The sequence below is a fragment of the Thiobacillus sp. SCUT-2 genome (assembly GCF_035621355.1).
GTDB classification, from domain to species: Bacteria; Pseudomonadota; Gammaproteobacteria; order Burkholderiales; family Thiobacillaceae; genus Thiobacillus; species Thiobacillus sedimenti.
The window spans coordinates 2,997,331-3,010,981 of the sequence record NZ_CP141769.1 but is presented as its reverse complement, the minus strand read 5'-3'; the positions used below and the strand labels follow the sequence as shown (position 1 = coordinate 3,010,981).

Here is a 13,651-nt window from a genome sequence, read left to right as displayed (position 1 = left end):
CAAACTTGACATGTCCCCGGGAGCGCGGGTCTAATACGCGGTTTTTCAACGCATTTTTTGTTGTGTTGGACCTGAACCGCCGCGGCGGGGCAGGCCGGCGCCTGCCAGAAAGGATCAACCATGAAGCGCACCTACCAGCCCTCCACCGTTCGCCGCAAGCGTACCCACGGTTTCCGTGCCCGCATGAAGACCAAGGCGGGTCGCGCGGTGATCAACGCGCGCCGCGCCAAGGGCCGCGCCCGCCTGGCCGTCTGATCGACACGCAGCCCAATGCCGCGGGACGCATGCGTCTCCGCGATGCACGGCTGGTCGACAAGGCGGCTTTCGACCGGGTCTTCGCCGACAACCAGCGTGCACGGACGGATTATCTGGTGGTGATGGCGCGGCCCAATGCGGTGGGACATCCCCGCCTGGGCATGGTCATCGCCAAGCGCCTGCTGGCGCGGGCGGTCGACCGCAACCGCGTCAAGCGCTGCGTGCGCGAGAGCTTCCGGCAGATCCTGCCGGACCTGCCAGCCTGCGATTTCGTCGTTCGCCTCATCGCCAGGCCGGTCCCGGGCGATGAGGCGCGCGCCTTGGCGCGCGCTTTCATGCGTGCAGGTGAGCGAGCCATGGCAAAATGGCCGGCCGGCGCAGGGAACGAATCCCTGTCCGCGCGTTCGGAATCCCCACCCAACTGATAGCGTCCCGTTTCATGGATAACCAGCGGCTCATCCTTTTCATCGTCTTTTCCTTCGCGCTCCTGCTGCTGTGGGAAGCCTGGCAAGGTCAGCATGCGCCGCCCCCGGCCCCGGGTGTCACGGCCCAGGCCCCGTCCGGAGCCGGAACACCGCCCGCACCGAGCACCGCGCTGAATGCACCGCTGCCGGGACAAGCGCCGGCTGGCGCGCCGGCGCAACCCGGCATCGTCAAGGGCGCGCGCGCCGTGGTGGAAACGGACGTGCTGCGTGCCACCATCGATTCGAACGGCGGCGACCTGCGCGATCTCGAACTGCTGGCGTATCGCGAGACGGAAGCGCGCAACCGCGTCTTCACGCTGTTCGAGGAGGATCCGACCCAACCCTACCTGGCGCAGAGCGGGCTGCTGGGCAAGGATCTGCCGACGCATCGCAGCATGTTCCAGCTCAATCCGGGAACGTATCGCCTGACGCCCGGGGCGTCGCAGGTCGAGGTGCCGCTGGTGTGGACCGACCCGGCTACCGGCGTGCGCGTCGAGAAGACCTATGTCTTCAAGCGCGGCAGCTACGAAATTGCGGTGCGGACCCGGGTGATCAACGGGGGTACCCAGCCGATCGACCTGACGCCCTACTACCAGTTCACGCGCCATTCCGGGGCGCCGCGCGGATCGTCCTTCTTCCTGCATACCTTCACCGGTCCGGCGTTCTACACGGAGGCCAAGAAGTTCCAGAAAGTCCCGTTCAAGTCGATCGAGGAGGGCAAGGCCGAGTTCGACAAGGCAGCCGACAATGGCTGGGTCGGGATGGTGCAGCATCATTTCGTCGCCGCCTGGCTGCCGGAAGGGACGGTCAAGCGGGAATACTACGCGCGCGCCCTCGGGAGCGGGCTCTATTCCGCCGGCGTCATGCTCGCCGAAGGGGTGCTCGCGCCGGGCCAGCAGAAGGTTTTCACGGTGCCGCTCTACGCCGGACCGCAGACGCAGAAGCTGCTCGAGAAGACGGCGCCCGGCCTCGACCTCGCCCGCGACTATGGCTGGCTCACGCCGCTGGCCTTCCCGATCTACTGGGTGCTCGCGAAGATCGAGCGTTTCGTCGGCAACTGGGGGTGGGCCATCATCATCCTGACGGTGCTGCTCAAGCTGGCGCTGTTCCCGCTGTCGGCGGCGGGCTACAAGTCGATGGCAAAGATGAAGAAGCTGACGCCGCGCCTGCAGCAGCTCAAGGAGACCTACGGGGACGACCGCGCCAAGCTGCATCAGGCGATGGCGGATCTCTACAAGACGGAGAAGATCAACCCCTTGGGTGGCTGCCTGCCCATCCTGGTGCAGATTCCGGTCTTCATCGCGCTCTACTGGGTGCTGCTCGCGGCGGTGGAAATGCGCGGCGCGCCCTGGCTCGGCTGGATCCATGACCTGACCGCGCCGGATCCGTGGTTCGTCCTGCCGATCGTGATGGGGATCACGTCGATCCTGCAGGTGAAGCTCAATCCGCAGCCGATGGACCCGATGCAGGCGAAGATCATGATGATCATGCCGGTGGCGTTTACCGTGATGTTCGTGTTCTTCCCGGCCGGACTGGTGCTGTACTGGATCGTCAGCAACATCCTGTCGATCACGCAGCAATGGGTGATCAACAAGCAGGTCCAGGGCGAGGAGACGCGCAAGCGCTAGCGCGCCTCACTCGAGGACGAGGCCATCGAGCCGCTCGGGGGCGTGGATCCAGTTGCCTTGCACGTAATCGACCCCGAGTTCCTTGAGCCTTGAGTAGACGGCTTCGCTCTCGACGAACTCGGCGATTACCTTGAGGCCCAGCGCGTGGGCGACGTCCACCATCGACGCGGTCAGCGCCTCGTCGGTCTTGTCGATAAGGAGGTTGCGGACGTAGGCGCCGTCGATCTTCAGGTAGTCCAGCGGGAGACGGCGCAGATAGCCGTAGGAGCTGTAGCCGCTGCCGAAATCATCCAGTGCGACCCTGCATCCCAGCCGGCGCAGCTTGCGCAGGGCGTGGGCGGCGCTGTCGAGGTTGTCGATCGCGGCCGTTTCCGTCACCTCGAAAATCACTTTGTCCGCCAGATGGGCATAGCCGGCCAGCAGCTCGACCATGGCGTCGACGTGGCCGGGTCGCGCGAGGCTGCCGCCGGACAGATTGATCGACAGCCCACTCAACGGCTCGAGCCGCGCCGAATGGGACGCCATCCATTCGAGCGCCGACTGCAGCACCCATCTGTCCAGGTCGTGGATGCGGTCCATCTGTTCGGCCATCACGACGAAGCTCTGGGTCGTGTGCCGCGGGACCAGATCCTCGTCTACCCCGAGGAGGATCTCGTAGTGGGCGGACGCTTCGCTGCCGCATGGCGCGATTTTCTGGCAGCGCAGATAAAGTGACGAGAAGGGGAGAGGATCGATCTGGCCGCCGCTCGGCGAGGCGCCGTCCAGCAGCGAGAGGTCGATTTCCGCATTCCGCCGCAGGGCCGAGCAGGCGTGATTCGCGCGACGCAGCACGTTCGAAGGCGTCGGCTCGGCGTCTCCTTCGATCAAGGGAACGACGGCACCCGTCATTCGCCATTCCGGATTCAGGCCGTCCATGGCCGTCTTGAGGCTGGAAAGACGGCCGGCGAGTCGGGCCGGATCCTGCGGCGCGAATACCATGAGGAAGCTTACGTCGCTGAGGCGGCCGCAATGTTCGCCGCTTTGGAGCGCCTCCAGCAGCATCTCGCCGGTGCGCTTCTGGAACACGGCGAGCTCGTCCCGTGGCAGCGACGACATGCCGGGGCGCATCGCGGGAATTTCGATCAGGGCACAGTAGCTGGGCGGCGCGCTGACGGGATGGGCGAGGCGCCGTTCGAGCTCGTCGATCAGCGCGGAACGCTTCAGGCAGCCGCTCGCCGGGTCCCGCCAGGTGAAGGCGTGCACGGCGTCGAGACTCGCGGTCAGCGTGGCGTTGGCGATTCGCTCGAGAAAGGGCTTGTCGAAGCTTTCGGCTTCCTCGATCTCGCCCCGGTCGAGTTTGCCGATGAATTCGTCGGTCGGCAGCTCGAGCAGGGTGGAGGCCGAACGATCAAGCAGGGCCCAGGATCCGTCGTGCCGGCCGAGCAGTTCGTAGGGGATCGCTTCGCCATCGCGCTTGACGACGCACCAACCCGAGGCGATCGGACCCGCCTGCTCAACCCGGTCGCCGAGGCGCTGCAGGATCTGTGCGCGGCGCAAGCTGCGCTCCTCAAGGAATCTCGCATTGATCGCCTGCAGCAGGCCGTTGACCTGGCCAAGCGCCGCGTCGACGTTTTCCTGGCTGAGCAGCCACTGCATCGCGAGACTGACGATCTGATGGACAGAAGGATCGAGAAACTGCCCGTTGTTGTCCGCACCCCGATGCAGGGCGTCGAGGGCGTTGATCAATACCCAGGCGGGATGGTCGGGCTGCGCCTGGTAGGTGAGCCCGTTCAGCGAAAATTCCAGAAGCAGCCCCTGGGCCTGAAGCATCATGGCCCGCACCTGCGAAGCCTGGGGCAGTTTCTCCGGCCCGAGATCGATCGGCGGCGGCTGACGCATCGACGCATACAGCCCTTGCAGGGCGACCAAGTCGAGATCCGCGAGGCCGCCGAGCGCATGGCCCACGCCGCTATCGCCCGCGCCCTCTTCGAGGCGCGCCAGACTGTCGTGCAACCGCGTGACGACGTCGCCGAAGCCGGGCGTGGCAGCGGGAACGAAGCGGCCGAAGATGCGCTCCCGTACCGCCAGCCCCGCCCCACTCCGCGGACCCGCCGCGTGCGCGTTCTTGCCTGTCGCGTCTTGCGTGAGATGAGCCAGCAGGGCGGTGAGCTCTCGTATCGGCGCGTTGCCGGTCGACCCTGCGCCGTCGTGGGCTGCGGCGGGAGCGGCCAGGACCTGTTGCAGCCATTCCTCCAGCCGGGCGTCCGGAGGCAGGGCGTGGGCGGGCTCGGCCGGCACGTCGCCGATGCGCCGCAGCAGGTCCGCGTATAGCGCGGCCGCGCGGTTCCTGAAGGCGTCCGCCAGCAGCTCATAGCAGAACGCCCGGCACTCGAGGCTCAGATTCAGCGGGCGGACGAGGTCCGCAAGTGCGTCGAGCAGGGCATCCGGCTGGAACGGGTGGGCTACGCGCGTACTGTCGCTGCCCAGAAGCGCGCCGTACTGGCGGTTGAAATCATCGAACAGCGGCCCCAATGCATCGGTCGCATCGCGCGCGACGGTCGTGCGGCGGATCCAGTCGTCGACCTTGTCCATGTCGACCGGAGCCATCGCGCCGGCCGACTTCGAATCGGCCAGCGCATCCTGCAGTTCCGGATGCATCGGATAGGCCTCGGTGAAGAAGCGGAACAGGAGCGGACGCCGGGTGTCGAGAAGCGTCTGCAGGCCTGCCAGTTCCGAGCTGTCGAGCGCGCTGCCGGCGTGATTACGCCGTGCCAGGATGCGGCCGGGTAGGAGGCGAAAGAAGTCATCCAGTATGCCCTTCATGTGGCGCATGAATTCGGCATGGCAGGCCTGCTGGGCCTGCAGGGTCGCCAGGCGCGCGGCGAGCGACGAAGGGGGCTCGCTGCCGGCGGCCGGCAGGGTCGCCAGGACGTTGGTCGTCGCACCGCGCAAGGACAGCAGCGTGCGGCGATCCTGAACGTGGACGATCAGCCCCCTGCAGGCATGGTGCCGGCCCTGGAAATCGAAGTCGAGCTGCACCGCCTGGCCGACTGCGCCGGGGGAAAGCGGCTCCCCCTGGAGGTCGAACGCGAGGCCGTGGTCGGACAAGCCCATGACCGTCCCGAAGCAGGGCCCGCGCCCCTCCACCTGGAGAATTCCAGGCACGAGCAGGCTTCGCTGGCGAGGGGGGCGCTGATCGGTCACGTGGTCGGGGCCGCAGTCGGGTGGACGCGGGCTTTCAGCGGGAAATGATCCGGGTGATCTTCCATAACGGTGAGTTGCCGGTCAAATTTAGCGCGGCCGCACGGCGGTCCGACGCCGGCCCGGTCCGACACGGCACGCTACAATGCCGGCCGATGAATGCCCGTACGCGCGCCCCGACCGACCTCATTGCCGCCATCGCCACCGCGCCGGGGCGGGGCGGTGTCGGCGTGGTGCGCGTGTCCGGGGCCGACGTCGTGCCCTTGGCCGAGGCGATTCTCGGACGGGTCCCCACGCCGCGCCACGCGATGTTCAGCCGTTTTCTCGACGCCGGCGGCGAAGTGCTCGACGAGGGGATCGCGCTCTATTTCGCCGCACCCCATTCCTTCACCGGCGAGCACGTCCTCGAACTGCAGGGGCACGGCGGGCCGGTGGTGCTCGGGCTGATCCTGCAGCGCTGCATCGAGCTCGGTGCGCGGCTCGCCGCGCCGGGGGAGTTCTCGCGCCGCGCGTTTCTCAACGGCAAGCTCGATCTGGCGCAGGCCGAGGCGGTCGCCGATCTGATCGACGCCGCGTCGAGCGAGGCCGCGCGGTCGGCGGTACGCTCGCTGTCGGGAGCCTTCTCGGCGCGCATCGCCGAACTGGTCGACGGCCTGACGCGCCTGCGCATGCTGGTCGAGGCCACGCTCGACTTTCCCGAAGAAGAAATCGATTTCCTGAAGCAGGCCGACGCCTTCGGCCGGCTCGACGCGCTGGACACCGGCCTCGCCGCGGTGCGCACCCAGGCCAGGCAGGGCGCGCTGCTGCGCGAAGGCCTGACGGCGGTGCTGATCGGCCAGCCGAACGTCGGCAAGTCCAGCCTGCTCAACCAGCTGGCCGGATTCGAGGCGGCGATCGTCACGGAGATCGCGGGAACCACCCGCGACACGGTGCGCGAGGCGATCCAGATCGAGGGCGTGCCGCTGCACGTGATCGACACCGCCGGGCTGCGCGAAACCGAGGACGCGGTCGAGCGGCTCGGCATCGAGCGCACCTGGGCGGCGGTGGAGAAGGCCGACGTCGCCCTGCTGCTGGTCGACGCCGCGCATGGCCTGGGAGACGAGGAAACCGCCATTCTGGGGCGGCTGCCGCGGGTCGCCCGCCTGACCATCCACAACAAGATCGACGCAACCGGCGAGGCGCCGCGCGTGGCAGGGGACGAGCTCTGGCTGTCGGCGAAGACCGGGGCCGGGGTCGACCTGCTGCGGCGCAAGCTGCTCGAGGTCGCCGGCTGGCAGGCCGCGGGCGAGGGCGCCTTCATGGCGCGCGCCCGGCATCTGGACGCGCTCGAACGCGCCGCGGGCCACCTTGCCAGCGCGCATGCGGTGGCCTCCCAGCTGGAGCTGTTCGCCGAGGAGCTGCGGCTGGCGCAGGCCGCGCTGTCTGAAATCACCGGGGAATTCACGGCCGACGACCTGCTGGGCGAGATTTTCGGCAAATTCTGCATCGGGAAATAGCGGGCGTTCACGCCGGTGCGAGCCCCGCATGCGGACTTGGGGAACTTGGCGCGGGTTAAGCAATCCATGGGGCTTTGCCGTGCATTCAGCCGCTGTGGAAAGATCATGATGTTACTCAACGCTTCTCGGCGGTCTGCGCCGCTCTTGCTCTGCGCTTGCCTCGGCCTGGCCGGCTGCGGCCCCAAGCCGGATACGCATCCGGGGCAGCCGGTCACCAAGCGCCGCGCCGTGCTGCAGGAAACCCTGCGCACCTTCGAGCCCATGGGAGTCATCCTGCGCGGCCGGGACGCCTACGTCCCGGAAAAATTCCTTGCACTCGCCGTCAAGCTTCAGGCGCTGAGCACCCGGCCCTGGACCTATTTCCCGCCGGGCAGCACCTATGCCCCGAGCCGGGCGAAGCCGGCGGTCTGGCGGCAGCCGGCACAGTTCAAGCAGGCGCAGGACACCTATGTCAAGGCGGCGGCCGATCTCGCTGCGGCGGCCAAGACGGGCAATCTCGACCAGATCCGGCCGGCGTACGCGCGCGTGCGTGAGAGCTGCGCCGCCTGCCACAAGACGTTCCGTGGGCCTTCGGTGCTATGACGCCGTCGGTGCCAACGCGGGTCAAGGTATGGGACGTACCGGTTCGACTGTTTCACTGGCTGCTGCTGGTCCTGGTGAGCTTCTCCTGGTTGAGCGGGGAGGAGGGCGGCGGCTGGATGGAATACCATGCGTGGTCGGGGTATGCGATCCTGAGCCTCGTGCTGTTCCGCATCGCCTGGGGCGTCTGGGGCAGTGATACGGCGCGCTTTGCGCAATTCGTACGGGGGCCGCGCATTACCTACGCCTACTTTCGCAGCGTCGTGCAAGGCCGGCCGGAAGCGCATCTGGGACACAACCCTTTGGGCGGCTGGATGATCGCCAGCCTGCTGGCGGTATTGCTCGTCCAGGCCGTGACCGGCCTGTTCGGCAACGATGACGACGATTTCGAGGCGCCCTTTGCGCATTGGCTCGACCATGGCACCAGCAGCCTCGTGACCACGCTGCATGCCTACAATTTTGATCTGCTGCTTGCCTTGGTCGTCCTGCATGTGGCGGCGGTTCTCACCCATCAATGGCTGCGTCGCGACGACATGATCCGGGCGATGTTCACGGGCTTCAAGGCGGGGCTCCCCGGTGCGGCCGGACGCATCGTGTCGAACTGGCGGGCGCTTGCGCTGTTCGGATTAACGGTCGCGCTGGTCGCCGCCCTGCTGTGGTCGAGCGGGGACGCTTCGCTCGCCTGAACCGGCACCCCGCGCGGCGTCCTGGCCGAGGAGGCCGGCCTTTTGTGCGCAGGGGCGATCGCCTATGCTTGCCGGCATGGCCTTCCTCCTGAACTGTTTGCCATGTTGACCTGGCGCGGCCTCTTCTCCGAGCTCAGGCACCACCGCGTGCGCCTGCTGCAGGCCAACGTGGCGGCCTTGCTGGCGGTGGCGGCCGCGGTGCCCGTCCCCCTGCTGCTGCCGCTGATGGTGGACGAGGTGCTGCTCGGCCACCGGGGGCCGTTCGTCGACACCATTGCCGCACGCACGCCGGTGGCGTGGCACGGGCCCGTGCTGTTCATCGGCGCGGCGCTGCTGCTCACCCTCGCGTTGCGGCTGACGGCGATCCTGCTCAACGTCTGGCAGGGGCGGACCTTTTCGCTGCTGGCCAAGGAAGTCGTGTATCGCATCCGGGTGCGCATGCTCGCGCGGCTCTCGCGAATCGCGCTGTCGCAATTCGAGACGCTGGGTGCCGGTCGGGTGGCCTCGCATTTCGTGACCGATCTCAACGCCATCGACAGCTTCCTCGGCGCGTCGATCTCCGGCTTCGTCGTGTCGGTGCTCACGCTGGCCGGCGTCGCCGCCGTGCTGTTCTGGATGGATTGGCAGCTGGCCTTGTTCATCCTGCTGCTCAATCCGGTCGTGATTCTGTTTTCGACCCGACTCGGCAAGCGCGTGAAGGAGTTGAAGAAGTTCGAGAACCGCGCGTTCGAAGTCTTCCAGGATGCGCTCGCGGAAACGCTCGATGCGCTGACCCAGATCCGCGCGATGAACCGTGAGAAGCACTACCTCGCGCGGATGACCGAGAAGGCCGGGGACATTCGCCGGCACGCCGCGGCCTTTGCGTGGAAGTCGGATGCGCTGAGCCGCATCTCCTTCTTCGTTTTCCTTGCGGGCTTCGACGCGTTCCGTGCCGGCGCGATGCTGATGGTCGTGTATTCCAACCTGACGATCGGCGAGATGCTCGCGGTGTTCGGCTATCTGTGGTTCATGATGACGCCGGTCCAGGAACTGGTGAACATGCAGTACGCCTGGTTCGCCGCCAACGGCGCGCTCGGCCGCATCAACGCCCTGCTCGGCCTCAGGGACGAGCCGCAGTATCCGGCGTGCCGCGACCCGTTCGCGGGCCGGACGACCGTCGGGATTCGCCTCGACCATGTCAGTTTTGCGTACGACGAAGGCGAGACTGTGCTCGACGACGTCAGCCTGGCGATCGCGCCGGGCGAGAAGGTCGCGCTGGTCGGCGCCTCGGGTGGCGGCAAGTCGACGCTGGTGCAGGCCCTGCTGGGGCTGTATCCGGTCAAGTCGGGACAGGTTGCCTACGGCGACGTGCCCGTTGCCGAAATCGGCTGGGAAGGCGTGCGCGAGCATGTCGGGGTAGTGCTGCAGCACCCGGTACTGTTCAACGACAGCGTGCGCGCCAACCTGACGCTGGGTCGCGAGGCCGACGACGCGACGCTCTGGGAGGCGCTCGAGATCGCGCAGCTGAAGGACATCGTCGTCGCGCTGCCGCACGGGCTCGATACCGTCGTCGGCCGGCAGGGGGTGCGGCTGTCGGGCGGGCAGCGGCAGCGGCTGGCGATCGCGCGCATGATCATCGCGAAGCCGCAGATCGTGATTCTCGACGAGGCGACCTCGGCGCTGGACACCGACACGGAGCGCCGCCTGCATCGGGCGCTTGCCACCTTCCTTGCGGGCCGCACCACGCTGATCATCGCGCACCGTCTGTCGGCGGTGAAGCAGGCCGACCGCATCCTGGTGTTCGAGAACGGGCGGGTGGTCGAGGAGGGCGGACACGACGAGCTGATCGGGCGCGGCGGCCTGTATCACAAGCTGTATCACTCGGCGTGAGGCGGCCGCCGAAAAGAATGCTGGGGAAAATCAGCGTTTTCTGATAGACTGCGTGCAGTTGTGCATGCAGCAGTGGGCAGGCGTCACGCGCCGTGCCTCGGGACTGTTCTCACAGCCCCATCGTCTTCGACCTCTCTTTTGTGCCGCCGGCGCGCGTCTTCAGCCGGCAGTGACAAGTCTTGTGGTTGGCGCCGATGTGATCGACGCGACCCGTTGGGCGTCTCTCGGACGCCGCCTATCTCCGGTTCGTATTGTTGGCCTGTCTGGCGGGTGCCGGACGCAGGCCGGGTTTGCGCCTCTCGGCGCGCTGAAAAAAGGTTTGCCATGAGCTTTTCCGAACTGGGGCTTGATCCCCTCATCCTCAAATCTGTCCTGGCCGCTGGCTACGAAAACGCCACGCCGGTCCAGCAGCAGGCGATCCCCGCCGCGCTGAGCGGGCGCGACCTGCTGGTGTCGTCGCACACCGGCAGCGGCAAGACCGCGGCCTTCCTGCTGCCGTCGATCCAGCGCCTGCAGGCCGAGCCGACCGTCAAAAGCATCGGACCGCGCGTGCTGGTGCTGACCCCGACGCGCGAACTCGCGCTGCAGGTCGAGAAATCCGCCATGACCTACGGCCGCGAACTGCGCCGCTTCCGCACCGCCTGCCTGGTCGGCGGCGCGCCGTACGGCCTGCAGCTGAAGCGCCTGTCGCAGCCGGTGGATGTCGTGGTGGCCACGCCTGGCCGCCTGATCGATCACCTGGAGCGCGGCAAGATCGACTTCTCGCGCCTGGAAGTGCTGGTGCTCGATGAGGCCGACCGCATGCTCGACATGGGCTTCGTCGACGACATCAAGGCGATCGCCGCACGCTGCCCGGCCGAACGCCAGACGCTGCTGTTCTCGGCCACGCTCGACGGCGTGGTGGGCAACCTGGCGCGCGAACTGACCCGCGACGCCCAGCGCATCGAAATTGCGGCCGTGCCGCAGCAGGAAGCCAAGATCGAGCAGCGCCTGCTGTTCGCCGACAACATGGATCACAAGAACCGCCTGCTCGACGCGCTGCTGCGCGACGTGGAGATGGTGCAGGCGATCGTGTTCGCCTCGACCAAGCGCAGCACCGAGGAAATCTCCGACCTTCTGGCCGACAGCGGCTTCGCCTCCGATGCGCTGCACGGCGACATGCAGCAGGGCCAGCGCAACCGTGCGCTGCAGCGCCTGCGCGAAGGCCGTACCCGCGTGCTGGTGGCCACCGATGTCGCCGCGCGCGGCATCGACGTGGCGACCATCAGCCACGTCATCAACTTCGACCTGCCGCGCCAGGCCGAGGACTATGTCCACCGCATCGGCCGTACCGGCCGCGCCGGCCGCACCGGCATCGCGGTGAGCTTCGCCGGCATGCGCGAGGCCGGCCTGGTGCGCAACATCGAGCGCTACACCGGCAACCGCATCGAGGTGCACACGCTGCCCGGCCTCGAGCCGACGCAGAAGCCCGCTTCCGGCCGCCCCTCGGGGAACCGCCCGCGTGGCGGAAACGGCCCGCGCGGCTTCGGTGAAAAGCGCCAGTGGAACAACGAGCCCCGCAGCTACGGCGACCGTCAGGCGCGCGGCGACAGCCGCGACAACCGTGACCGCGGCTATCGCGCAGATGCGCCACGTGGCGACGCGCCGCGCGGCAATCGCTTCGACAATGCGGCGCGCGGCTACGGTGACCGTCCGCCGCGCGGCGACGGCTATCGCGGCAGCCACACCGATGCGGCGCCGAAGGCCGAGGTCAACGGCAACAGCATCGAGTACTGGGAGAAGCGTGAGCGCGAGGCCAAGGCCCAGGCCAAGGCGGCGGCAAACCGCAGCTACGGCCAACGCCCGCCCGGCGCGCGTGCCGGCGCCGCGCGCGGCCATGAGAACCGCGGCCAGCGCGCCGGCGTTCGGGGCCGCTTCAAGGACTGAGCGCGCAGCGCGCGATGAACGGAAAAGGGGGCCGGTGCCCCCTTTTTTTGTGCCCGGCTATCGGAACCGGACGCTTGCCACCATGGCGTCGAACGCGGGCAGCCCGCGCTGGAAGTAGACGATCGCCGGGGCCTCGAACAGGAGCGTCAGGCGTCCGCGGGCGTCCACGCAGACGACCATGACGCGCTCGATCGGCAGCCCGCGCTCGTTGCGGTAGCGGACGTGCAGCCGCACGGCGGGCTTGCCGTCGAGCAGCACAGGGGTGTTCGACAGCACGACGAGATTGGCGGTGGCCTCGTTGCCGCGCCATTCGGCAAGGTAGAGTTCGGCGACTTCGTGCGGAAGCATGTCGGCGCGCGTCGGTCGCCGGGTGTTGGGCAGCGTGCGATCATGGGGCTGGCGCATCACCAGGATGTAGTTGAGGGCGGGGCCGTCGCGGGTCACGAAGAAGTCATGCGTGTCGGCCGTGCGCCTCACCCAGCCGAGCGGCAGTTCGAGGCTGTAGCCGCCGGCCTGCGATTCGGCCCGGGAGCCGGGATCCACGCGCGTCCACGTGGCGCATCCTGCGAGGCTGGCGAGAATCAGGGCGACGGCGAGGCCGTGGCGCAGGCTCATTGGCGTGCCGCTTCGGCCTGCTGCTGCTCGGCGGGATCGTTGAAGTGGCAGACCCGGTTTCTGCCGGCGCGCTTGGCCGCATAGAGCGCCTGATCGGCCTGGTCGAGGAGCTCGGCGAGCGCGCGGGGCGTTTCCATTCGCTCCCCGTGCGGCCACAAGGTGGCGACGCCGACGCTGGTCGTGACGGGCGTCTTCATGTTCTCGATCGCGGCGATGGCGGCGCGCAGCCGTTCGGCGAACACCAGGCTTTCCGCTTCGTTGAGGCCGAGCGTCGCCACGACGAACTCTTCCCCGCCATGCCGGGCCACGATGTCGTTTGCGCGGACCGTGGCCTTGAGCGTGGACGCGACCGCCTGCAGTACCCGGTCGCCTTCGGCGTGACCGAACTGGTCGTTGACCTGCTTGAAGTGGTCGAGGTCGATCATCAGCAGCGTGGCCGCCTCCCTTCGCCGATGCGCGGTCTTGAGGAGCTGGGTGGCGTGCTCGTAAAAGGCGCGCCAGTTGTAGAGGCCGGTGAGGCCGTCGTGGTTGGCAAGCAGCTGCAGTTCGGCGTGCAGCCGCGCAAGCTCCTCCTCGGCCGCCTTGCGTTCGGTGATGTCGCGCACGACGCAGAGGACCAGGGGGTTCCCCTGCAGGATCATCGGGCTCAGCATGATGTCGACCGGGAACTCGCGGCCATCCTTGCCCAAGGCGAACAGTTCCGAGGCGCTGCCCATCGGCCGGCTGTGCGCCTCGCTCATGAAGTGCGCGCGATGACCGGCGTGGGCGCCGCGAAATCGGCCGGGAACCAGCATGTCCACCGACTGGCCGATGAGTTCGCTGCGGTCGAAGCCGAACAGGCTTTCCGCCTCTGCGTTCGCCAGAACGATGTGTCCCGTGCCGTCCACGACGAGCAGGGCGTCCGGCGAGTATTCGAAGATGCGCTGATAGATTTCCATCGGGGTCGCGCGTGT

Annotated in this window: 11 protein-coding genes; 8 read left to right on the top strand and 3 right to left on the bottom strand. The window is 67.7% G+C overall.

Annotated elements, in window-relative coordinates; all coding sequences use genetic code 11:
* Nucleotides 1-120: 120 nt before the first annotated feature.
* From rpmH to yidC, 3 genes are read left to right on the top strand one after another with little or no spacing between them, the layout of a single operon-like run.
* On the top strand, nucleotides 121-255 hold the full coding sequence (rpmH, locus tag VA613_RS14935; protein WP_011313339.1) for a 50S ribosomal protein L34: 135 nt from the start codon (nucleotides 121-123) through the stop codon (nucleotides 253-255).
* A gap of 29 nt (nucleotides 256-284) precedes the next feature.
* On the top strand, nucleotides 285-680 hold the full coding sequence (gene rnpA, locus VA613_RS14930) for a ribonuclease P protein component (protein ID WP_324779812.1): 396 nt from the start codon (nucleotides 285-287) through the stop codon (nucleotides 678-680).
* Between the two features lie 14 nt (nucleotides 681-694).
* Nucleotides 695-2,347, top strand: a complete 1,653-nt coding sequence (gene yidC / locus VA613_RS14925) for a membrane protein insertase YidC (RefSeq protein WP_324779811.1) — start codon at nucleotides 695-697, stop codon at nucleotides 2,345-2,347.
* A gap of 6 nt (nucleotides 2,348-2,353) precedes the next feature.
* On the opposite strand, the gene VA613_RS14920 is transcribed toward yidC, so the two are convergent.
* Nucleotides 2,354-5,491, bottom strand: a complete 3,138-nt coding sequence (locus VA613_RS14920) for an EAL domain-containing protein (RefSeq protein WP_324779810.1) — start codon at nucleotides 5,489-5,491, stop codon at nucleotides 2,354-2,356.
* Between the two features lie 191 nt (nucleotides 5,492-5,682).
* On the opposite strand from VA613_RS14920, the gene mnmE reads away from it, so the two are divergent.
* The 5 genes from mnmE (at nucleotide 5,683) to VA613_RS14895 (ending at nucleotide 12,083) form a co-directional block, all read left to right on the top strand.
* Entirely contained in the window at nucleotides 5,683-7,023 is a 1,341-nt protein-coding gene (gene mnmE, locus VA613_RS14915; RefSeq protein WP_324779809.1) for a tRNA uridine-5-carboxymethylaminomethyl(34) synthesis GTPase MnmE, read from the top strand.
* A gap of 105 nt (nucleotides 7,024-7,128) precedes the next feature.
* Nucleotides 7,129-7,605: a c-type cytochrome gene (locus VA613_RS14910; protein WP_324779808.1), complete on the top strand. Its 477-nt coding sequence runs from the start codon at nucleotides 7,129-7,131 to the stop codon at nucleotides 7,603-7,605.
* Complete coding sequence (locus tag VA613_RS14905) at nucleotides 7,602-8,288, top strand: cytochrome b/b6 domain-containing protein (RefSeq protein WP_324779807.1); 687 nt, start codon at nucleotides 7,602-7,604, stop codon at nucleotides 8,286-8,288. The genes VA613_RS14910 and VA613_RS14905 overlap by 4 nt, the downstream gene beginning before the upstream one ends.
* Nucleotides 8,289-8,390: 102 nt before the next feature.
* Nucleotides 8,391-10,157, top strand: coding sequence for an ABC transporter ATP-binding protein (locus tag VA613_RS14900; protein WP_324779806.1), 1,767 nt, complete (start codon nucleotides 8,391-8,393; stop codon nucleotides 10,155-10,157).
* Nucleotides 10,158-10,481: 324 nt separating this feature from the next.
* Nucleotides 10,482-12,083 (top strand): DEAD/DEAH box helicase, encoded by a 1,602-nt coding sequence (locus VA613_RS14895; RefSeq protein ID WP_324779805.1) that lies wholly within the window; start codon nucleotides 10,482-10,484, stop codon nucleotides 12,081-12,083.
* A 57-nt stretch (nucleotides 12,084-12,140) separates the two neighbouring features.
* Here VA613_RS14895 and VA613_RS14890 read toward each other — a convergent pair whose 3' ends face one another.
* Both VA613_RS14890 and VA613_RS14885 read right to left on the bottom strand, forming a co-directional pair.
* Complete coding sequence (locus VA613_RS14890) at nucleotides 12,141-12,698, bottom strand: hypothetical protein (RefSeq protein WP_324779804.1); 558 nt, start codon at nucleotides 12,696-12,698, stop codon at nucleotides 12,141-12,143.
* Nucleotides 12,695-13,636, bottom strand: coding sequence for a diguanylate cyclase (locus VA613_RS14885; RefSeq protein WP_324779803.1), 942 nt, complete (start codon nucleotides 13,634-13,636; stop codon nucleotides 12,695-12,697). The genes VA613_RS14890 and VA613_RS14885 overlap by 4 nt, the downstream gene beginning before the upstream one ends.
* Nucleotides 13,637-13,651 lie beyond the last annotated feature (15 nt).

What these genes read in the sequence shown, in the direction of transcription:
- rpmH (WP_011313339.1), top strand. Translation starts at nt 121, where the DNA reads ATGAAGCGCACCTACCAGCCCTCCACCGTTCGCCGCAAGCGTACCCAC.
- rnpA (WP_324779812.1), top strand. Translation starts at nt 285, where the DNA reads ATGCGTCTCCGCGATGCACGGCTGGTCGACAAGGCGGCTTTCGACCGG.
- yidC (WP_324779811.1), top strand. Translation starts at nt 695, where the DNA reads ATGGATAACCAGCGGCTCATCCTTTTCATCGTCTTTTCCTTCGCGCTC.
- mnmE (WP_324779809.1), top strand. Translation starts at nt 5,683, where the DNA reads ATGAATGCCCGTACGCGCGCCCCGACCGACCTCATTGCCGCCATCGCC.
- VA613_RS14910 (WP_324779808.1), top strand. Translation starts at nt 7,129, where the DNA reads ATGATGTTACTCAACGCTTCTCGGCGGTCTGCGCCGCTCTTGCTCTGC.
- VA613_RS14905 (WP_324779807.1), top strand. Translation starts at nt 7,602, where the DNA reads ATGACGCCGTCGGTGCCAACGCGGGTCAAGGTATGGGACGTACCGGTT.
- VA613_RS14900 (WP_324779806.1), top strand. Translation starts at nt 8,391, where the DNA reads ATGTTGACCTGGCGCGGCCTCTTCTCCGAGCTCAGGCACCACCGCGTG.
- VA613_RS14895 (WP_324779805.1), top strand. Translation starts at nt 10,482, where the DNA reads ATGAGCTTTTCCGAACTGGGGCTTGATCCCCTCATCCTCAAATCTGTC.
- VA613_RS14890 (WP_324779804.1), bottom strand. Translation starts at nt 12,698, where the DNA reads ATGAGCCTGCGCCACGGCCTCGCCGTCGCCCTGATTCTCGCCAGCCTC.
- VA613_RS14885 (WP_324779803.1), bottom strand. Translation starts at nt 13,636, where the DNA reads ATGGAAATCTATCAGCGCATCTTCGAATACTCGCCGGACGCCCTGCTC.